The sequence below is a fragment of the Isoptericola sp. NPDC057653 genome, assembly GCF_042799955.1.
Classification (GTDB): domain Bacteria; phylum Actinomycetota; class Actinomycetes; order Actinomycetales; family Cellulomonadaceae; genus Isoptericola.
Window position 1 is genome coordinate 2,160,411 of the sequence record NZ_JBHVHP010000001.1, and the last position, 18,142, is coordinate 2,178,552.

The following is an 18,142-nucleotide window of genomic DNA, read 5'->3' on the forward strand; positions in this document are numbered from 1 at the left end:
ACCGACGTGCCGGAAGGTCACACCGTCCACCGCCTCGCGCGGGCCCTGGACGGGCTCTTCGGCGGGCGGACGCTCGCCGTCTCCAGCCCGCAGGGCCGGTTCGCGGGCGGCGCCGCGCTGCTCGACGGCCGTCGCGTGGTGGCCGTCGAGGCGTGGGGCAAGCAGCTGTTCTGCGCCTTCGCGCCCGCGGGCGCGAAGGGCGGCGACGGGGCCGACGACGTGCGCTGGCTGCGCGTGCACCTGGGCCTCTACGGGGCGTGGACGTTCGCGGGCGACGGCAGCGCCGACGTCGTGCACGCGATCGGCGCGCCGCGGCGCCGCATCGGCGAGCGGGAGACCACGCCGGACCTCCCCGCCGGGGACGCTCTCGCCGCGGAGGCGGGGGACTGGGCGCCGCCCGCCCCGCGCGGCGCGGTGCGCCTGCGGCTGGTGGGTGCCCACGCCGTGGCGGACCTCACCGGGCCGACGGCGTGCGATGTGGTCACGGGCCGCGAGAAGGCTGCCGTCGAGGCGCGCCTCGGGCCGGACCCGATCCGGGCCGACGGCGGTCGCGGGTCGCCGGAGGCGTCCCGGGCGGCGTTCGTCGACCGCGTGCGGCGCTCGCGCGTGACGGTCGGGCAGCAGCTCATGGACCAGGCGGCGATCGCCGGCGTGGGCAACATCTACCGCGCCGAGGCGCTCTTCCGCGCCGGGCTGGACCCGCTGCGGCCGGGGCGCGACGTGCCCGGGCCCGTGCTCGCCGCGATCTGGGACGACCTCGTGGTCCTCATGCGCGACGGCGCGGCCACGGGCGCGATCGTCACGACCCGCCCGGAGCACCGCGTGCCCGACGGCGTGCACGGCGCCGGCCGCCGCACCCGGCAGAACACCGACGGCACGGCGGGCGCCGTCCCCGCCGACGAGGCGTTCTACGTCTACCACCGCGACGGGCTGCCGTGCCGCGTGTGCGGCGCCCCCGTGCTCACCAAGGAGCTGGCCGGGCGCAACCTGTTCTGGTGCGGGGTCTGTCAGGCCTGACGGTCCAGCAGCCCGGACAGGTGGCGGCCGGGGGCCTCGCCCCACTCCGCCCACTCGTCGTCGGTGGCCTCGGCCAGCGCCCCGCACCACGCCCACGCGCGGTTGACGGCGTGCGTGGTGCCCGCGGCGCGGCGCAGGTCGTCCCAGCCGCCGTGGGGGCCGTCGTCGAACCCCGGCAGGCCGCGCGCGGCGAGCCACGCCGCCCACGACGACCGGTACGCGGCCTCGACGGGCTCCCAGGCGACGCCGGCGTCCCGGGCCACGGCCGAGGACACCTCCAGCACCTCGAGGGGGTGCGCCCACTGCGCGTCGCCGAGGTCGAAGACGTGCAGCGCGCCGCCGGTCTCGAACACGTTGCCGGGGTGCAGGTCGCCGTGCTGCAGGGTCGCGGGCAGCGGACCCGCCGCGAGGGCGCCGGCGGCGTCGAGGACGGCGGGCCGCGCGCGGTCGAGGGCGGCGGCGGTCGCCTCGTCGAGGCGCGCGGGATGACCGGGCGGCAGCGCGCGCAGGCGGCCCAGGACGGTGTCGAACCGGCCCGGCACGGTGCCGGGGGAGCAGTCGGGCAGGCCGGTGGCCAGGAGCTCCTCGCGGCGCGCGGCGACGTCCTGCTGGAGGCGCGCGAACCGCGTGAGGACGGCGCCCCAGTCGGCTGCGGTCGGTGCCCGGCGCTCGCGGAGGGTCGCCCCGCGGTCGGCCGTGAGCATCCATCCCCTCGCGGCCTCGACCGCGAGCGGCGCGTCGACCTGGTCGGGCGCGATCTCGGCCAGCAGCAGCTGCAGCGCCGGCTCGTGCGCCGCCGCCCGGCAGTCGGCCTTGAACCAGACGCGTCCGCCGTCGGTCTCGAGCACGAGCTGGGTGGACCAGGGGCGCACCCGCGTCTGGTCGGCCGGGGCGGCGGTGCGCATGCCCCGGCGGGCGAGCGCGTCGTCGGTCCAGGCGGCGACCTCCGCCCGCCAGGCGGCGGAGGTCACCGCGGTCGAGAACGCGTCGGCCATCAGAACACCCAGCCGCACGCGGGGGCCAGCGGCCACCCGAAGGCCGCGCTCGCGTGCGCGAGCGCGCCGGCGGAGCGCTCGACGACGAGCCCCGCGCCCGCCAGGGCCGCGAGGGACGTCCCGCCCAGGAAGGCGGCGCCGAGCTCCCGGACGTCGAGCTCCAGGTCGGGCGCGGCCTCGGTGCGCTCGCAGGAGGCCTCGCCGAACGCGGCCGCCCGCACACGCCACGCCCCGGCGTTCTCGGGCAGGCGCGCGTCGGTGACGCCGAGGACCACGTCGACGTCGGCCTGGTAGCGGCGCCCGGCGAGGGCGGCGGGGACGTCGACGACGCGCACCCACACGTTGTCGGTGACACGGGCGCCGGCGGCGCGCGGGTCGACGAGCAGGCTCATGACCGCGTCGTCGACGGGCAGCAGGAACGGGTCCGTGCTGCTCATGAGGTCGAGGTCGAGCAGCACGCCCCACAGGGCGCGGGCGGCGGCCGCGTCGAGGGCCACCACGTCGCCCAGGTGCACGGTGCCGCGCGGCCCGGTGACCTGCCAGTCCATGGTGCGGCGGAACGTCGCGTAGCCGCGGGGCTCGCCGTCCCGCTCGACGACGACGACCCGCAGCGACTCGCGCCCGCTCGCGCGGAACGACTTCGGGTCGGCCCAGTAGCTCTCCCAGAGGGCTTCGGACTCCCGGGTGGCCCAGCCGGGCCGGTTGATCCCCGCCGGTCCGGCAGGCATCCCGGGAGCCTGGTGCAGGCGCGCGACGAGCTCGCCGTGGCTGGCGCGGTCGCCGTGCTCCACGCGGACGGTGTGGTCGGCGGCGCCGGGGACGTCGCGCAGCGCGGCGCCGCGCGGGACGCTGATGCGGAGGTCGTCGGCGGCCTTGCCGTACCCGAACCGGCCGTAGATGGGGGCCTCCGCGGCGAAGAGCGCGGAGAGGGGCTCGCGGCAGCGGGCGAGGTGGTCGTCGATCATGGCCGTGAGCAGCCCTCGGCGGCGGTGCTGGGGGTGCACCCCCACCCACGTGAGGCCGGCGGTCGGCAGCGTCGCGCCGGGCACGGGGAAGTGGGCGAACGGGTACGACGCGCGGATCGCGGCGAGCCCGCCGCCCGGGGCGTCCTCGGCCTCGACGCCGACGGCCCGCTCCCAGGTGAGGGGCAGCGGCAGCTCGTCGAAGTCCGCGACGGCGTGCGGGTCGGGGAAGGCCCAGGTGTCGAGGTCGAGCAGCGCGCCGCGGTCGTCGGCGGTGAGCTGCCGGGAGCGGTACCCGGCGGGCAGGGAGGAGCGAGAGCGGTCGGAGGTCACCGCCCGATCGTGGCGCGGAGCGTGCCTCGGGGCCAGCGGAATTCGGCGCCGCCCGTGGCCGCGCGGACGATTCCCCGTCGTGCCGCCGCCGGGGTGGGCGGCGGGCCGTAGGGTCGCCGTGTGCACGCCGCCGAGGAGCCCGCCACCGCGCCGACCGAGGAGCCGCTCGACGGCCCCGAGGAGTACGCCGCCGAGGTCCTGGCCCTGGTACGCCGTATCCCGTCGGGCCGGGCGATGACGTACGGCCTGATCGCGGAGATCGTCGGCGAGCGGCTGGGGCGCGGCGGCCCGCGACAGGTCGGGAACGTCATGGCGGGGTCGGGGGACCGCTACGCGCACCTCGTGCCGGACGGCGCGGCGGTGATCGGTCCCGTGCAGGACAACCACCCGGTGCCGTGGTGGCGGGTGGTCAACGCCGCGGGCTCGCCGCCTGCCCGCCACGTCACCGCGGCCCTCGACGCGTTGCGGGCGGAGGGCTGCCCGCTCAGCCGCGACGGGCGGCGCGTGGACCTGCGCCGCGCCGTCTGGTTCCCGGAGGACGACGGCGCGGCACGCTAGCGGGTCAGGCCTTCGACGGCGCCACCCGCGCGGCCACCGAGCCGGCGGCGGCGCGGACACGGGCTCCGAGGGGCGTGCTGCCGTCGACGGCCTTCCGGGCGGCCTGCGAGGTCGCCAGCACCGTGAGCATCGACGACGGGTCGCCCTGCAGCAGCAGCGTGGTCAGGGCGGTGTCGTCCCAGCGCGCGAGGTCGCGGGCCACCTTGTCCGCGGGGCCCACCAGGGCGATCTCCTCGACCAGCGCGGTGGGCACGGCGCGCGCCGCGTCCTCCTTGCGGCCCGCGAGGTAGAGCGCCTGCACCTCGTCGAGCTCGGTGGCGTAGCCCAGGCGGTCGAGGGACGCCTTGTGGAAGTTGGCCTCCTTCGAGCCCATGCCGCCCGCGTACAGGGCGATGTGGGGTCGGATGACGTCGGCGGCGGCCTCGACGTCGTCACGCACGACGACGGGCACGGTCGCCAGCACCTCGAAGCCCGACGCGGGGGTGCGCTCGTCGGCGCGCTGCGCGAACCCGGCGGCCAGGAGCTCGCGGTGCTCGGCGTCGGCCTTCGGGGCGTAGAAGCCGGCCATCCAGCCGTCGGCGACCTCTGCGGCGAGGGCCACGTTCTTGGGGCCCTGGGCCGCGAGCACGATGGGGATGTCGGCGCGGCGCGGGTGCACGGTCGGCTTGAGCGCCTTGCCGAGACCGGTGGCGCCGGGGGCGTCGGCGGGCAGGGGCAGGCGGAAGAACTCGCCGTCCGCGGTCACGGGGCGCTCGCGCGCGAAGACCTGGCGCACCACGTCCACGTACTCGCGCGTGCGCGCCAGGGGACGGCGGTACGGCTGGCCGTACCAGCCCTCCACGACCTGCGGGCCGGAGGCGCCGAGGCCCAGCACGAAGCGGCCGCCGGACAGGTGGTCGAGCGTGATCGCCTGCATCGCGGTGGCCGTGGGCGTGCGGGCCGCCATCTGCGCGATGCCGGTGCCCAGCCGCAGGCGCCGGGTGCGCGACCCCCACCAGGCCAGCGGGGTGAACGCGTCGGACCCGTAGGCCTCCGCCGTCCACACCGAGTCGAGGCCGAGCGCCTCGGCCGCGACGAGCGCGGGGACGATGCCCCTGGGGGGCTTGCGGGACCAGTAGCCGGTCTGGATGCCGATGCGCAGGGTGCTCATGGGGCGGGGGTGCTCCTCGTCGAGATGGGACCGCCGGAATGTGTCCGGTACCCGCAGTACGGGGTAATGCCCGTCACACCCTAGCCGACGCCGTGCGTGCCACGGGAGCGCCGCTAGGTTCGGGGGATGGCGACGATCGACGACGCGGCCCGTGCCGCCGCGGCGCTGCCCGAGGTCACCGAGACGACGACGTTCCGGAACCGCGCGTGGGCGGTGTCCGGGCGGGTGTTCACGTGGCTCCGGCCGTTCACCAAGGCCGACCTGCGGCGGTTCGAGGACGACCCCGTGCCCGCGGGGCCGATCCTCGCCGTCGTCGTCGACGACCTCGGCGAGAAGGAGGCGGTGCTCGCCGCGCGCCCCGAGGCGTTCACCATCCCGCACCTCGACGGCGTGCCCGTCGCCCTGGTGCGGCTGGACGTCACCGATGCCGCCGCGCTCCGGGAGCTGCTCGTGGACGCGTGGCTCGCGAAGGCGCCCCGCCGGGTGGCCGCGGCGCACCCGGAGCTGCTGGCCTGAGCCCCGGGCCGTGCCCGGGGCAGGGCGGCTCAGCGCGACGAGCGCGAGCGCTCGGCCACGGTGTTGAGCAGGGCGGCGCCGGCCGCGGCGTCGTCCACGGTCACGACGAGCGAGCGACCGCCCGTGCGCTCGACGAGCAGCGCCTCGCCCGTGCGCAGCACCACGCCCACGCGCCCGCCGCGGCCGACGCGCCAGCCCCACCCGCCGAACTCGGCGAACGGCCGGACCTGGACGACGGACGCGCCGAGGACCTCGTCCGCCGGCACGTGCGTGCCCGGCCAGCCGAGCGCGGAGCGCACGGTGAGGCCGGAGGCGTCGACGCGGACGGTGAAGGCGAACATCGCCGCGAACAGGCCCGCCAGGAGGGCGGGGACCACGAGCATCGCCCAGGTCTCGAGCGCGACGGCGAGCACCGCGGTCACGAGGATCGCGCCCGTGCCCACGGCGAGCCCGGGGCCGCCGGTCGCGCGCCGGAGCCAGACCGCGCGCTCGCCGTCCCGCAGGGCGGTGCGGGGCGCGTCGTCCGCGACCGGCGCGGTGGCGTGGAGCGGCCGGTCCTTCGGGACGAGCAGGGCCGCCACCACGGCCGGGACCAGGGGCAGGAGCACCGAGGCGACCATGGTCCAGCCCTCGAGCGTGGCCTGCGAGGCGTCGGCGAGGCCGCGCTGCGGGCCGAGCGAGGTGAGCACGACCATCCCGGCGAGCCCGCCCGACCACACGCACCCGGCGGCGGCGAGCCGCCGCGTCGAGACGGCCGACCCCCAGCCCCAGCCGATCGCCGCGAACAGGGCGCAGAGCCCGGCGGCCAGCGCGAGGCCCACCCCGACGAACGAGGCCGGTGTCGAGAACCCGTCCGGCCGTCCGTCCGTGCCCCAGTGGGAGGCGACCTCGGCGGGCAGCTCGTCGAACCAGGACCAGGCGACCGCCGCCGCGGCGAGGGCGAGCGCGATCCCGGCCGCCGACGCCCAGGCCACCGCCCTGCGCGCGCGGGGGCGCCAGGGTGTGGTGGTGGCGGTCGGGCGCGGGGGAGTCGTGGTCATCGGTGCATCGCCTCCTTGACGAGGGTGGTGGTGGTCTCGGGCGACAGGCCGGCGCGCCGGGCGGCGGCGACCAGGTCGGCCAGCGCCTGCTCCACGGGGCCGAGGTCCGGGCGTGCGCCGGTCACGACGGCGCCGCGGCCGCGGCGCAGCTCGATCAGCCCGTCGTCACGGAGCGCCTGGTACGCCTTGAGCACGGTGTGCACGTTGAGGTCGAGCGACGCGGCCAGCTCCCGGGCCGCGGGCAGCCGCTCGCCCGCGCGCAGCTCGCCGCGGGCCACCGCCAGGCTCACCTGGCCCACGAGCTGCGCGTAGAGCGGCTCGGCGGCGGCGGGGTCGATCCTCCAGAGCATGCCCTCATGCTAGTTGTTCTACGAGAACTAGAACAATCGACGCGACGGCCGGAACGACGACGGCCCGCGCCCCGCCGGAGCGGGGGCGCGGGCCGTCGGGCCACGGCGGGTGTCAGATGACGTACTCGAGGAGCTCGGAGGCGTCCTCGACGTGCTGCCCGTGGTCGGGCCGGTGCCCGGGGTGGCGCGCGTGGGCGGGCACGCCCACCGCCACCATCCCGGTGGGCACGTCGTGGGTGACGACGGCGTTCGCGCCGATCTGCGCGTCGTCGCCGATCCACAGCGGGCCGAGGATCTTCGCGCCGGCGCCCACCATGACACGGTCGCCCAGGGTGGGGTGCCGCTTGCCGCGCGTCATCGACCGCCCGCCCAGCGTGGAGCCGTGGAACAGCACGCAGTCGTTGCCGACCACCGCCGTCTGGCCGATGACCACGCCCATGCCGTGGTCGATGAAGAGCCGCCGCCCGATCCGCGCGCCCGGGTGGATCTCGATCCCCGTGATCCACCGCGCGGCCTGCGACAGGAGCCGGGCCGGCAGCCGCAGGCCCGGCCGGTGCCACATGCGGTGGGTCACCCGGTGCGCCCAGACGGCGTGCACGCCGGGGTACGCGAGCGCCACCTCGAAGCGCGAGCGGGCCGCCGGGTCGTGGGCGTGCGCCGCCTCGAGGTCCTCCGCGAGGATCTCGAGCAGGTGCCGCAGGCCCGGGCGGTGACCGTCCGGCATCGGGTGGTCGACCTCGCCGTCGACGTCGTGCACGTCGGCGGACGGGGCGGGAGCGGGGCGGTGGCTCGTCACGTCAGTCCAGCAGGTCCGAGTAGAGGATCGTGGACAGGTAGCGCTCGCCGAAGTCGGGGATGACCACGACGATCAGCTTCCCGGCGTTCTCGGGCCGCTTCGCGACCTCGAGCGCGCCCGCGATCGCGGCACCCGAGGAGATGCCGACCAGCAGCCCCTCCTCCTTCGCCGCGCGGCGCGCGAGCTCGACGGAGGTCTCGGCGTTGACGTCGACGACCTCGTCGTAGACGGAGGTGTCGAGGATCTCGGGCACGAAGTTCGCGCCGATGCCCTGGATCTTGTGCGGCCCGGGGGCGCCGCCGTTGAGGATCGGCGACTCCTCCGGCTCCACGGCGACGACCTGCACCGACGGCTTGCGCTCCTTGAGCACCTGGCCGACGCCCGTGATCGTGCCGCCGGTGCCGATGCCCGCCACCACGATGTCGACCGCGCCGTCGGTGTCGGCCCAGATCTCCTCGGCCGTCGTCTCGCGGTGGATCTTCGGGTTGGCCTCGTTGGCGAACTGCCGGGCGAGGATCGCGCCGGGGCGCTCGGTCGCGATCTTCTCCGCCGCGGCGACGGCGCCCTTCATGCCCTCCGCGCCCGGGGTGAGGACCAGCTCGGCGCCGTACGCGCGCAGCAGGGCGCGGCGCTCCTTCGACATCGTCTCCGGCATCGCGAGGACGACCTTGTAGCCGCGCGCGGCGCCGACCCAGGCGAGGGCGATGCCGGTGTTGCCCGACGTGCCCTCGACGATGGTGCCGCCGGGCTGGAGCTCGCCCGAGGCCTCGGCGGCGTCGATGATCGAGACGCCGATGCGGTCCTTCACGGAGTTGGCCGGGTTGTAGAACTCGAGCTTCGCGACGACCGTCGCGTCGAGGCCGGCGGCGAGACGGTTGAGCCGGACGAGCGGGGTGCGGCCGATGAGCTTCGTCGCGTCGTCGTAGATGCGTGCCATGGTGATCCTTCTCGAAGAGAGCGTGCGGGCGAGGGGTGCGGGTGTGCCGCGGCCTGCGGTCGTCGGCCCTCGGGGCCGGGGGTGCGCAGGGGTCTCGGCGGGTCGGTGCGAGCGCCGCACGATCGCCGGGGACCCGCCGTCAGGCGGGTCGGACGTGGCGTGGACGCTCTATCGACAGCATCGCGGCGTCGTCGCCGCGGCGCACGCCGGGGTGCGGAGCGTCGACACCGGCACCGTCCTGCGTGCGGACGAGGGGGCGACACGGGGGACGACGATCGTCATGCCCGGCCCTCCTCGTGATGCGTGCGGTCTGTCGCTGGGTGCGGCGCCGAGCCTAGCCAGGCGCCGACCGATCGACAAGACGCATCTCATCCATCGGCGCCGTCGATAGGTCGGGCGACGGGTGTGCCCGGGCATGGCGAGCGGGTCGGCACGGGCGCGCGCCGAGGGCGCCTCGGGAACGAGGGGAGGGTGGGGAGGGGGAGAAAGGGGAGCGGGCGACGGGAATCGAACCCGCGTAGCCAGTTTGGAAGACTGGGGCTCTACCATTGAGCTACGCCCGCACGGCCGTCCCGGGGCACTGCCGCCGGGGTCGGAACGCGGGGCTGACTCTAGCAAAAGGTGCCCGGTGCGCCGGACCTCCGTCCGTGCACGTCGTGGCGTTCCCTGGGTGGGGTCGCACTACACTGACCGAGGCCCCGCCCGGCGGGCGGGCCACGGGGTGTGGCGCAGCTTGGTAGCGCATCTGCTTTGGGAGCAGAGGGTCGCTGGTTCGAATCCAGTCACCCCGACCGTCGCCCATCTGGACCCGTCCGGTGCAGGTGGGCGGACCTGTGCCCGGCGGCGGGCGCCGCTCGCGTGCGGACCATGGTGTCGATCCCCCTGGAGGTCGAGCGCGACCCCGAGGACCCGCGGCAGGCGCTGCCCTGTCTCACGTTGTCGGTGGACGGGACGCCGTACCGTGCGCTCCTCGACTCCGGGGCGGCGCGGACCGCGCTCGCGGCTGGTCGACCATCCGCGCGCCCGGGCCGCGGTCGTCCCCCGTGAGGTGCGCGGCGCACGAGCCCGGCCCGGGGCCGGGGACGCCGCAGCGTTCAGGGGCAGCCGACGCGGTGGAAGTCGTCCGGCTCGTCGAGCGGGAACAGGTAGCAGACCGCTGCGCCGGCGTCGCCCGTGGGCTGGCCGAAGAAACCCAGCCCGGGCCTCGTGTAGCGGACGGTGACCGTCCCGGTGTCCTGCGCGACGACCGTGCCGTCCTCGACGTCGTCGACCCCACCGAGATGGAGCTCGTTGCGGTCCAGGTCCGCGAGGCGCCACGCCCAGCGCGGCGTCGCCTGCCAGACCTGGTGCGCGGCCGCCGCCACGACGACGCCGACCACCATCACGACCAGGGTCACCACCGCTACCGCGCCGCGCCTCGGCTTCGTCGACATCGGCCCAGGGTGCCACGAGCCGCGCCGGGTGGGGTGCCTCACGACGGTATCTCCGCGAGGGCCGGATGCCGTAGCATGAACGGGTTGCCCGTACGCCCGTCGTACGGTCCCCGCACCCCGCGCCGCAGCAACCAGGCCGGCTCGCGCCGGTGAGACGCGCGCGCAACGCACCCGAACCGTTGGAGACCATCGAAGTGAAGAGCGCCGTCGAGAACCTGGAGCCCACCAAGGTCAAGCTGACCGTCGAGGTGGAGTACGACGAGCTCAAGCCGAGCATCGACCACGCGTACAAGCACATCGCCGAGCAGGTGAACATCCCCGGCTTCCGCAAGGGCAAGGTTCCCCCGCGCATCATCGACCAGCGCGTCGGCTGGGGTGCGGTCGTCGAGCACGCGGTGAACGACGCGCTGTCGGGCTTCTACCGCGACGCCGTGACGTCGGAGTCGCTGCGCCCGCTGGGCCAGCCCGAGGTCGAGGTCACCGAGATCCCCGCCGCCGCCGGCGAGGGCCAGCTCGCGTTCACCGCCGAGGTCGAGGTCCGCCCGGAGATCACCCTCCCCGACCTGTCGGGCATCGAGATCACGGTCGACAGCACCGAGGTCACCGACGAGGACGTCACGGAGCGCCTGGACGCGCTGCGCGAGCGCTTCGGCACCCTCGTGGGCGTCGACCGCCCGGCCGCCGAGGGCGACTACGTCGTCATCGACCTCAAGGCCGTCATCGGCGACGAGGAGATCGACTCGGTCTCCGGCGTCTCCTACCAGATCGGCGCCGGCAACATGCTGGAGGGCCTCGACGAGGCGCTCACCGGCCTGTCGACGGACGAGACCACGACCTTCGCCACGAAGCTCGCAGGCGGCGAGCACGAGGGCGAGGAGGCGCAGGTCACCGTCACAGCCACCGCCGTCAAGGAGCGCGACCTGCCGACGCCGGACGACGACTTCGCCCAGCTCGCCTCGGAGTTCGACACCCTCGAGGAGCTGACGGCGGACCTGCGCGAGCAGGTCGCGTCGATCAAGACGTCGAACCAGGCCGTCGCCGCGCGCGACCTGCTCCTCGAGAAGCTTCTCGAGGCCGTCGAGGTCCCGGTGCCGTCGGGCGCCGTCGAGGCCGAGGTGCACCGTCACCTGGAGTCGGAGAGCCGCCTCGAGGACGACGAGCACCGCGCCGAGGTCACCGTGGACGCCACCAAGGCGCTCACGAACCAGATCCTGCTCGACACGCTGGCCGAGAAGCTCGAGGTGCAGGTCGGCCAGGGCGAGCTCGTCGAGTACCTGGTGCAGGCCTCGCAGCAGTACGGCATGGACCCGAACCAGTTCATCTCGAGCCTGGACCAGGGCGGCCAGATCCCCGCCATGGTCGGTGAGGTCGCGCGCTCGAAGGCCCTCGCGGTCGCGCTGCGCGAGATCGAGGTCAAGGACTCCGACGGCAACGTCGTCGACCTGACCGAGTTCATCGGCACCGAGGAGGAGGACGCCGCGGCCGCCGAGGTCGAGGGCTCCGTCGAGGCGGAGGCCGCCCCGGCCGAGGCGTCGGACGCGGCCGCCGAGGAGACCCCGGAGGAGACGGCCAAGGCCTGATCCCCGGAACCTCCGGACCTGACGTACCCCGACGGCCCGCATCGTCCTCACGGACGGTGCGGGCCGTCGTCGTGCGCGGTGCGTGACCGGGCGGGGGCGGGCCGGCGTGCCTCCCCGCGGATCACGGCGGCGACGCCCAGGCCGGCGAGGGCGAGGCCGGCGGACACGACGGGTCCCAGCGGCTCGCCGAAGAGCGCGGCGCCCGCCAGCGTCGTGGTCGGGACGACGAGGAACAGCAGGGCGTTGAGGGTCGTGACGTCCACGCGCCGCAGCAGCGACCAGTACAGCCGGTAGGCGGCCAGCGAGGGCACGAGCGCGAGGAAGAGGGTCGAGGCCCAGAACGCGGCGTCCGCCGGCGGCGCGGCCGTGCCCGTGGCGATCGCCAGCACGGCGAGCACGACGGCGGCGACGGACGCGTGCAGCGCGAGCATCGGACCGGGGGGCAGCGTCGCCGGCCGGCGCCGCTCCAGGAACGTCGCGGCCACGAGCGAGGCGACCGCGGCCGCGGGGAGCGCGTACGCCCACGCGGGCGCCGCCGTCACCCGCAGGTCGGCGGACACGAGCAGCGCGACGCCCGCGGACGCCGTGGCCAGCCCGGCCCACTGCAGGCGGCGCACGCGCTGCCCGAGCAGAGGCCCCACGAGCGTGGCGACCAGCACGGGCTGCACGGCGTCGACCAGCGACGTGGCGCCGGTGCTGACCCCGAGCGCGATCGCGCCGTAGACGGGGAGCACGTACCCGACCTGGGAGAGCAGCCCGACGACGACGTGGTGCCGGGCCTGGCGACCCTCGCGGCCCGGGCGGGCGAGGTGCGCGGCCACGCTGCCCGGGGAGGGTGCCGGGTCGCGGCCGCGACGCCGGGCGAGGCGCGCGCACCGTGCGACCCCGAGGACCGCCCCGAGCGCCACGACCACCACGACGTACCGCCACAGGAGCAGCGTGGGCACGGGCGCCTGCCCGGTGCCGAACCTGGCCCCCAGGAAGCCGGAGCTCCACGCGAGCACGAACGCGACCGAGGCGAGGGCGGTCACCGCCCCCGCGGGTATACCGATCTGTTTACTCATGCTCGCCAATATACAGATCTGTATAGTCGGTCGCATGACCGCGCAGACCACCCTCACCCCGGCCGCGCGCCGGATCCTCGACGCGGCCTCGCGCCTCTTCTACGCGCGGGGGCTGCACGCCGTCGGCGTCGACACCATCGCGGCCGAGGCCGGGGTCACGAAGAAGACGCTGTACGACCGCTTCGGGTCCAAGGAGGCCCTGGAGGTGGCGTACCTGCGCGAGCGCGACGCGCGCTGGGAAGCGCATCTGCGCCGGGTGCTCGACGGGCACCCCGCGGCGGGGGTCGACCGCGTGCTGGCCCTGTTCGAGGCCGCCGGGCTCTGGATGGCGGCCGAGGGCGGGCGCGGCTGCGCCGCCATCAACGCGCGCGCGGAGACCGAGGACCCGGGCCACCCGGTCGCCGTGGAGGTCGCCCGGGAGAAGGCGTGGGTGCTCGACCTGGTGGCGGGGGAGTGCCGCGCCGCCGGGCTGCGGCGCCCCGCGGACCTCGCGGCCGCCCTGGTGCTGCTCTACGACGGCGCCCTCGCGGCGTCCGGCCTCGGCGCCCCCGCGGAGCCGTTCCGCACGGCGCGGCGCGCGGCGCGCACCCTGTGCGAGGCCGCCCGGGCCTGAGCGGACGCCCCGGGCGGCCGGCGCGTGTGCGCCCGCAGCGAAAAGGGCCCGCTCCGGGACGTTTCGCCGCACCGGCGCACGTTAGGGTCGATCGACGGCGATGACGAAGGAGACGGACGTGAACGACTTGCTGCGGATGGACGGTTCGACGCCGGTGGCGCGTGCCGATGGCCCGGGCCTCGGCCTCAACGACTCCATCTACAACCGGCTCCTCAAGGAGCGCATCATCTGGCTCGGCTCGGAGGTGCGCGACGAGAACGCGAACGCCATCTGCGCCCAGATGATGCTGCTGGCCGCGGAGGACCCGGACAAGGACATCTGGCTGTACATCAACAGCCCCGGCGGCTCGATCACCGCCGGCATGGCGATCTACGACACGATGCAGTACATCCAGCCCGACGTCGCGACCATCGCGATGGGCATGGCGGCCTCGATGGGGCAGTTCCTGCTCTCGTCGGGCGCCAAGGGCAAGCGCTACATCACGCCGCACGCGCGCGTGCTGATGCACCAGCCGTCCGGCGGCGTCGGCGGGACCGCGACCGACGTGCGGATCGGCGCGCAGCTGATCATGCACATGAAGAAGGTGCTCGCGGAGCTCACGGCCGAGCAGACCGGCCAGCCGCTCGAGCAGGTCCTCAAGGACAACGACCGCGACAACTGGTTCACCGCCGAAGAGGCGCTCGAGTACGGGTTCGTCGACCACGTGGTCACCAACGCGTCCTCGGTCTCGGGCGGCGGCGGCACCGCGGCGTCCTGACGCCGCCCGCCCGCCCCGTCCCGCGAGGACATCACCGACCTTTACGTGAGGAGACCACAGTGAGCTACTCCGAGGAGTACCAGTTCGCCCTCCGGGCCCAGAACCTGGCCGGCGCCGCGGGCCGTCCCGGCGGCGTCGCGCTGCCGCACGGCGCCCCGTCGTCGCGGTACGTGCTGCCCCAGTTCGAGGAGCGCACGGCCTACGGGTTCAAGCGTCAGGACCCGTACACCAAGCTGTTCGAGGACCGCATCATCTTCATGGGCGTCCAGGTCGACGACGCGTCGGCCGACGACATCATGGCGCAGCTGCTGGTCCTGGAGAGCCAGGACCCCGACCGCGACATCATGATCTACATCAACTCCCCGGGCGGCTCGTTCACGGCGATGACCGCCCTGTACGACACGATGGAGTTCATCAAGCCGCAGATCCAGACGGTGTGCCTCGGCCAGGCCGCCTCGGCCGCGGCCGTGCTGCTGGCCGCCGGCCAGCCGGGCAAGCGCCTCGCGCTGCCGAACGCCCGCGTGCTGATCCACCAGCCCGCGATGGAGGGCGGCGGCTACGCCCAGGCGTCCGACATCGAGATCCACGCCAACGAGCTCATCCGCATGCGCGAGTGGCTCGAGGAGACGCTGGCCGTCCACACGGGCAAGTCGGTGGACCAGGTGCGCGAGGACATCGAGCGCGACAAGATCCTCACCGCCGCGCAGGCGAAGGACTACGGCCTGGTGGACCAGGTGCTCGAGAGCCGCAAGCCGGCCGCCCTCGCGGCGCGCTGACCTGCAACGTCACGGGGCCCGCGCCCTCTTCGAGGAGAGGATGCGGGCCCCGTGACACGACGCACCGGGGCACTCGGCTGACAACGACGCCCCCGTGGTGTGGAATGGACGCAGGACCAGCACTCAGGACATGGAGGCTCCCGGTGGCTCGGATCGGTGACGGCGCAGACCTGCTCAAGTGCTCGTTCTGCGGGAAGTCGCAGAAGCAGGTCAAGAAGCTGATCGCCGGACCCGGCGTGTACATCTGCGACGAGTGCATCGACCTGTGCAACGAGATCATCGAGGAGGAGCTCGGCGAGGCGGCCGAGCTGGGGCTCACCGAGCTGCCGAAGCCGCGCGAGATCTTCGACTTCCTCGAGCAGTACGTCATCGGGCAGGAGCCGGCCAAGCGGGCGCTCGCGGTGGCGGTCTACAACCACTACAAGCGGGTCCAGGCGGGCGAGGCCGCGCGCGACGGCGACGACGCCGTCGAGATCGCGAAGTCCAACATCCTGCTCATCGGCCCGACCGGCACCGGCAAGACGTACCTCGCGCAGACGCTCGCGAAGATGCTCAACGTGCCGTTCGCCATCGCCGACGCCACGGCCCTCACGGAGGCCGGCTACGTGGGCGAGGACGTCGAGAACATCCTCCTCAAGCTCATCCAGGCCGCGGACTACGACGTCAAGAAGGCCGAGACCGGGATCATCTACATCGACGAGGTCGACAAGGTGGCCCGCAAGGCCGAGAACCCGTCGATCACGCGCGACGTCTCCGGCGAGGGCGTGCAGCAGGCGCTCCTGAAGATCATCGAGGGCACGACGGCGTCGGTGCCCCCGCAGGGCGGGCGCAAGCACCCGCACCAGGAGTTCATCCAGATCGACACCACGAACGTCCTGTTCATCGTGGCGGGCGCGTTCGCCGGCCTCGACGACATCGTGGCGTCCCGCGCCCGCAAGCGCGGCATCGGGTTCAGCGCCCCCATGGAGACCGTCGCCGACGACGACCTGTTCGCCGAGGTGCGGCCCGAGGACCTGCAGAAGTACGGCCTGATCCCCGAGTTCATCGGCCGCCTGCCCGTCATCGCCTCCGTCTCGCCGCTGGACCGCGGCGCGCTGGTGCGGATCCTCACCGAGCCCCGCAACGCGCTCGTCAAGCAGTTCCAGCGGATGTTCGAGATCGACGGCGTCGAGCTCGAGTTCGAGCAGGAGGCCATCGAGGCGATCGCCGAGCAGGCGCTGCTGCGGGGCACGGGCGCGCGCGGTCTGCGGGCCATCATGGAGGAGGTCCTCCAGCAGGTGATGTTCGACGTGCCCAGCCGCGACGACGTGGAGCGGGTCGTCGTGACGCGCGAGGTCGTGCTGGAGAACGTCAACCCGACGCTGGTGCCGCGCACGTCGCCCGTGCGCCGCCGCCCCCCGCGGGAGAAGTCGGCCTGAGCCCCGCGGAGGGCGTCGGGGTCAGCGCGTGTAGAGCTCCTCGACCTCGCCCGCGAAGTCATGCAGCACGAGGTCCCGCTTCACCTTCAGCGAGGGCGTGAGGTACTCGTTCGCCTCGGTGAAGTCGCCCTCGAGCACCCGGAACTTGCGGATCGACTCCGCCCGGGAGACCGCGGTGTTCGCCTCCTCGACGGCGGCGTCCAGCGCCGCGAGCACCCGCGGGTCGGTGCGGGCGGCGCCCACGGACATCGGCGGGATGCCCTGCGTCGCCAGCCAGCCGGGCACCATCTCGGCGTCGAGGGTGATCAGGGCACCGATGAACGGGCGCGCGTCGCCGACCACCACGACCTGCGAGACCAGCGGGTGCGCGCGCACGCGGTCCTCCAGGGGCGCCGGCGCGACGTTCTTGCCGCCCGCGGTCACGATGATCTCCTTGGTGCGGCCCGTGATGCGCAGGTGCCCGTGGTCGATCGCGCCGATATCACCGGTGCGGAACCAGCCGTCCACCAGCGCCTCGGCCGTGAGGTCCGGGCGCCCGCGGTACCCGCGGAAGACGTGCGGCCCGGAGACCAGCACCGCGCCGTCGTCGTCCACGCGCACGGAGGTGCCCGGGAACGGCGGGCCCACCGTGCCGATGCGCAGGTCCGACGGCAGGTTGACCGCCGTGGGCGCCGTCGTCTCGGTGAGGCCGTAGCCCTCGAGCACGGTGAGCCCCGCCCCGCGGAAGAAGTGGCCGAGGCGGTCGCCCAGCGGGGCGCCGCCGGAGATCGCGTACCGCAGCGCGCCGCCCATCGCGGCGCGGAGCTTCGCGAGGACGAGCCGGTCCGCGACGGCGTGCTTCAGCCGCAGGCCCAGGGGGACGCGGCCGTCGTCGAGGGCGCGCGAGTACGCGCCGGACACGCGGGCGGACCAGGCGAAGACGCGGCGTCGCGAGCGGGAGCCGGCGCGCTGCTCGGCCGAGTTGTAGACCTTCTCGAACACCCGCGGGACGGCCAGGAGGAACGTCGGACGGAAGGTCCGCAGGTCGTCCGTGAGCGTCTTGACGTCCGGGAGGTGGCCGAGCACCGAGCTGCTGGCGATCACCGCGACCTGGATCAGCCGGGCGAAGACGTGCGCGAGCGGCAGGAAGAGGACCGTGCGGGCGCCGTCGGCCTCCAGCAGCTCGGGGAGCGCGAGACGGGCGTTCAGGGCGAGGTGCGCGAAGTTGCCGTGGGTGAGCTCGGCGCCCTTCGGACGGCCCGTCGAGCCGGACGTGTAGACGATGGTCGCGAGGTCGTCGCGGCGCACCGCGTCCCGGCGGGCGGCGACGTCGGCGGCGGGCACGGACGCCGCGGCCTCGCGCAGCGCGTCCACGGCACCCGTCGCGATCACCAGGACGTCCTCGAGGTCCGGCAGGTCGTCATGCACCTGCCGCACGGCGTCGGCGTGCGCCGGCGTCTCCACCACGACCAGCCGCGCACCGGAGTCGGCCAGGATCCACCGCACCTGGTCGGGGGAGGAGGTCTCGTACACGGGGACGACGACGGCGCCGACCGCCCAGGCCGCGAAGTCGAGCAGCGTCCACTCGTAGCGCGTGCGGGACATGATGGCGACGCGGTCGCCGGGCTCGATCCCGCGGGCGACGAGCCCGCGGGCCACCGTGAGCACGTCGGCCTGGAACTCGCCCGCCGTCACCGGCACCCAGGACCCGTCCGTCGCCGCGCGCCGCTCGACGAGGGGACGGTCGCCGGCCCGGGCCACCCGGTCCGCGAGGAGCGTGCTGATGCTCGTGCCCTCGGGCACCTCCACGAGGCTCGGCGTGGTCGCGACCGTCATCTGTTCTCTCTCCGTGCGTCGGGTCGGCCGTC

At 74.8% G+C, this 18,142-nt stretch carries 18 protein-coding genes and 2 tRNA genes; 9 read left to right on the plus strand and 11 right to left on the minus strand.

All coding sequences use genetic code 11. The features are described 5' to 3' along the window. Window positions 1-6: 6 nt before the first annotated feature. The gene (locus tag ACFU9A_RS09845; RefSeq protein WP_430575038.1) at window positions 7-1,017 is read left to right on the plus strand and encodes an Fpg/Nei family DNA glycosylase; all 1,011 of its coding nucleotides are present in this window, start codon (window positions 7-9) and stop codon (window positions 1,015-1,017) included. Here the strand turns inward: ACFU9A_RS09845 and ACFU9A_RS09850 are convergent. Both ACFU9A_RS09850 and eis read right to left on the minus strand, forming a co-directional pair. Continuing rightward, entirely contained in the window at window positions 1,008-2,012 is a 1,005-nt protein-coding gene (locus ACFU9A_RS09850; RefSeq protein WP_430575039.1) for a phosphotransferase, read from the minus strand. The two genes, ACFU9A_RS09845 and ACFU9A_RS09850, sit on opposite strands and share 10 nt — an antisense overlap. Then, complete coding sequence (eis, locus tag ACFU9A_RS09855) at window positions 2,012-3,307, minus strand: enhanced intracellular survival protein Eis (protein ID WP_430575040.1); 1,296 nt, start codon at window positions 3,305-3,307, stop codon at window positions 2,012-2,014. The genes ACFU9A_RS09850 and eis overlap by 1 nt, the downstream gene beginning before the upstream one ends. A 120-nt stretch (window positions 3,308-3,427) precedes the next feature. Between eis and ACFU9A_RS09860 the strand changes: the two genes are divergently transcribed. Next, entirely contained in the window at window positions 3,428-3,865 is a 438-nt protein-coding gene (locus ACFU9A_RS09860; protein WP_430575041.1) for an MGMT family protein, read from the plus strand. A 4-nt stretch (window positions 3,866-3,869) separates the two neighbouring features. On the opposite strand, the gene ACFU9A_RS09865 is transcribed toward ACFU9A_RS09860, so the two are convergent. Continuing rightward, the gene (locus ACFU9A_RS09865; RefSeq protein ID WP_430575371.1) at window positions 3,870-5,006 is read right to left on the minus strand and encodes an LLM class F420-dependent oxidoreductase; all 1,137 of its coding nucleotides are present in this window, start codon (window positions 5,004-5,006) and stop codon (window positions 3,870-3,872) included. Window positions 5,007-5,141: 135 nt separating this feature from the next. On the opposite strand from ACFU9A_RS09865, the gene ACFU9A_RS09870 reads away from it, so the two are divergent. Beyond that, entirely contained in the window at window positions 5,142-5,531 is a 390-nt protein-coding gene (locus ACFU9A_RS09870) for a hypothetical protein (protein ID WP_430575042.1), read from the plus strand. A 29-nt stretch (window positions 5,532-5,560) separates the two neighbouring features. Here the strand turns inward: ACFU9A_RS09870 and ACFU9A_RS09875 are convergent, their stop codons facing one another. From ACFU9A_RS09875 to ACFU9A_RS09895, 5 genes are all read right to left on the minus strand, one after another. After that, on the minus strand, window positions 5,561-6,571 hold the full coding sequence (locus tag ACFU9A_RS09875; protein ID WP_430575043.1) for a DUF1648 domain-containing protein: 1,011 nt from the start codon (window positions 6,569-6,571) through the stop codon (window positions 5,561-5,563). After that, the gene (locus ACFU9A_RS09880) at window positions 6,568-6,921 is read right to left on the minus strand and encodes a GntR family transcriptional regulator (RefSeq protein ID WP_430575044.1); all 354 of its coding nucleotides are present in this window, start codon (window positions 6,919-6,921) and stop codon (window positions 6,568-6,570) included. Before ACFU9A_RS09880 ends, ACFU9A_RS09875 begins: the two co-directional genes overlap by 4 nt. Before the next feature lie 112 nt (window positions 6,922-7,033). Next, on the minus strand, window positions 7,034-7,645 hold the full coding sequence (epsC, locus tag ACFU9A_RS09885; protein WP_430575372.1) for a serine O-acetyltransferase EpsC: 612 nt from the start codon (window positions 7,643-7,645) through the stop codon (window positions 7,034-7,036). A 73-nt stretch (window positions 7,646-7,718) separates the two neighbouring features. Continuing rightward, window positions 7,719-8,654 (minus strand): cysteine synthase A, encoded by a 936-nt coding sequence (gene cysK, locus ACFU9A_RS09890; RefSeq protein ID WP_430575045.1) that lies wholly within the window; start codon window positions 8,652-8,654, stop codon window positions 7,719-7,721. A gap of 492 nt (window positions 8,655-9,146) precedes the next feature. Then, window positions 9,147-9,217: transfer RNA gene (locus ACFU9A_RS09895), tRNA-Gly, on the minus strand. A 154-nt stretch (window positions 9,218-9,371) separates the two neighbouring features. Here ACFU9A_RS09895 and ACFU9A_RS09900 point away from each other — a divergent pair. After that, window positions 9,372-9,445: transfer RNA gene (locus ACFU9A_RS09900), tRNA-Pro, on the plus strand. A 303-nt stretch (window positions 9,446-9,748) separates the two neighbouring features. Here ACFU9A_RS09900 and ACFU9A_RS09905 read toward each other — a convergent pair. Continuing rightward, window positions 9,749-10,087 carry a hypothetical protein gene (locus ACFU9A_RS09905; protein ID WP_430575046.1) on the minus strand — a complete coding sequence of 113 codons (339 nt, stop codon included), beginning with the start codon at window positions 10,085-10,087 and terminating at the stop codon, window positions 9,749-9,751. A 194-nt stretch (window positions 10,088-10,281) separates the two neighbouring features. Here ACFU9A_RS09905 and tig point away from each other — a divergent pair, with 194 nt between their 5' ends. Beyond that, window positions 10,282-11,667 carry a trigger factor gene (gene tig, locus ACFU9A_RS09910; RefSeq protein ID WP_430575373.1) on the plus strand — a complete coding sequence of 462 codons (1,386 nt, stop codon included), beginning with the start codon at window positions 10,282-10,284 and terminating at the stop codon, window positions 11,665-11,667. Window positions 11,668-11,714: 47 nt separating this feature from the next. Here tig and ACFU9A_RS09915 read toward each other — a convergent pair whose 3' ends face one another. Continuing rightward, window positions 11,715-12,731, minus strand: a complete 1,017-nt coding sequence (locus tag ACFU9A_RS09915; RefSeq protein ID WP_430575047.1) for a DMT family transporter — start codon at window positions 12,729-12,731, stop codon at window positions 11,715-11,717. A 34-nt stretch (window positions 12,732-12,765) separates the two neighbouring features. Between ACFU9A_RS09915 and ACFU9A_RS09920 the strand changes: the two genes are divergently transcribed. The 4 genes from ACFU9A_RS09920 to clpX all read left to right on the plus strand — a co-directional run bounded on the left by ACFU9A_RS09920 (window position 12,766) and on the right by clpX (window position 16,295). Continuing rightward, on the plus strand, window positions 12,766-13,344 hold the full coding sequence (locus tag ACFU9A_RS09920) for a TetR/AcrR family transcriptional regulator (protein ID WP_430575048.1): 579 nt from the start codon (window positions 12,766-12,768) through the stop codon (window positions 13,342-13,344). Between the two features lie 136 nt (window positions 13,345-13,480). After that, window positions 13,481-14,101, plus strand: a complete 621-nt coding sequence (locus ACFU9A_RS09925) for an ATP-dependent Clp protease proteolytic subunit (RefSeq protein WP_430575374.1) — start codon at window positions 13,481-13,483, stop codon at window positions 14,099-14,101. Between the two features lie 59 nt (window positions 14,102-14,160). Continuing rightward, window positions 14,161-14,877: an ATP-dependent Clp protease proteolytic subunit gene (locus ACFU9A_RS09930; protein ID WP_430575049.1), complete on the plus strand. Its 717-nt coding sequence runs from the start codon at window positions 14,161-14,163 to the stop codon at window positions 14,875-14,877. 143 nt (window positions 14,878-15,020) lie between these two features. Continuing rightward, on the plus strand, window positions 15,021-16,295 hold the full coding sequence (gene clpX / locus ACFU9A_RS09935) for an ATP-dependent Clp protease ATP-binding subunit ClpX (RefSeq protein WP_430575050.1): 1,275 nt from the start codon (window positions 15,021-15,023) through the stop codon (window positions 16,293-16,295). A 21-nt stretch (window positions 16,296-16,316) separates the two neighbouring features. Here clpX and ACFU9A_RS09940 read toward each other — a convergent pair whose 3' ends face one another. Continuing rightward, on the minus strand, window positions 16,317-18,110 hold the full coding sequence (locus tag ACFU9A_RS09940) for an AMP-dependent synthetase/ligase (RefSeq protein ID WP_430575051.1): 1,794 nt from the start codon (window positions 18,108-18,110) through the stop codon (window positions 16,317-16,319). Between the last annotated feature and the right edge of the window lie 32 nt (window positions 18,111-18,142).

What these genes read in the sequence shown, in the direction of transcription:
- ACFU9A_RS09940 (WP_430575051.1), bottom strand. Translation starts at nt 18,110, where the DNA reads ATGACGGTCGCGACCACGCCGAGCCTCGTGGAGGTGCCCGAGGGCACG.
- cysK (WP_430575045.1), bottom strand. Translation starts at nt 8,654, where the DNA reads ATGGCACGCATCTACGACGACGCGACGAAGCTCATCGGCCGCACCCCG.
- ACFU9A_RS09920 (WP_430575048.1), top strand. Translation starts at nt 12,766, where the DNA reads ATGACCGCGCAGACCACCCTCACCCCGGCCGCGCGCCGGATCCTCGAC.
- ACFU9A_RS09870 (WP_430575042.1), top strand. Translation starts at nt 5,142, where the DNA reads ATGGCGACGATCGACGACGCGGCCCGTGCCGCCGCGGCGCTGCCCGAG.
- ACFU9A_RS09850 (WP_430575039.1), bottom strand. Translation starts at nt 2,012, where the DNA reads ATGGCCGACGCGTTCTCGACCGCGGTGACCTCCGCCGCCTGGCGGGCG.
- ACFU9A_RS09925 (WP_430575374.1), top strand. Translation starts at nt 13,481, where the DNA reads ATGGACGGTTCGACGCCGGTGGCGCGTGCCGATGGCCCGGGCCTCGGC.
- ACFU9A_RS09905 (WP_430575046.1), bottom strand. Translation starts at nt 10,087, where the DNA reads ATGTCGACGAAGCCGAGGCGCGGCGCGGTAGCGGTGGTGACCCTGGTC.
- ACFU9A_RS09875 (WP_430575043.1), bottom strand. Translation starts at nt 6,571, where the DNA reads ATGACCACGACTCCCCCGCGCCCGACCGCCACCACCACACCCTGGCGC.
- ACFU9A_RS09880 (WP_430575044.1), bottom strand. Translation starts at nt 6,921, where the DNA reads ATGCTCTGGAGGATCGACCCCGCCGCCGCCGAGCCGCTCTACGCGCAG.
- epsC (WP_430575372.1), bottom strand. Translation starts at nt 7,645, where the DNA reads ATGCCGGACGGTCACCGCCCGGGCCTGCGGCACCTGCTCGAGATCCTC.
- ACFU9A_RS09915 (WP_430575047.1), bottom strand. Translation starts at nt 12,731, where the DNA reads ATGAGTAAACAGATCGGTATACCCGCGGGGGCGGTGACCGCCCTCGCC.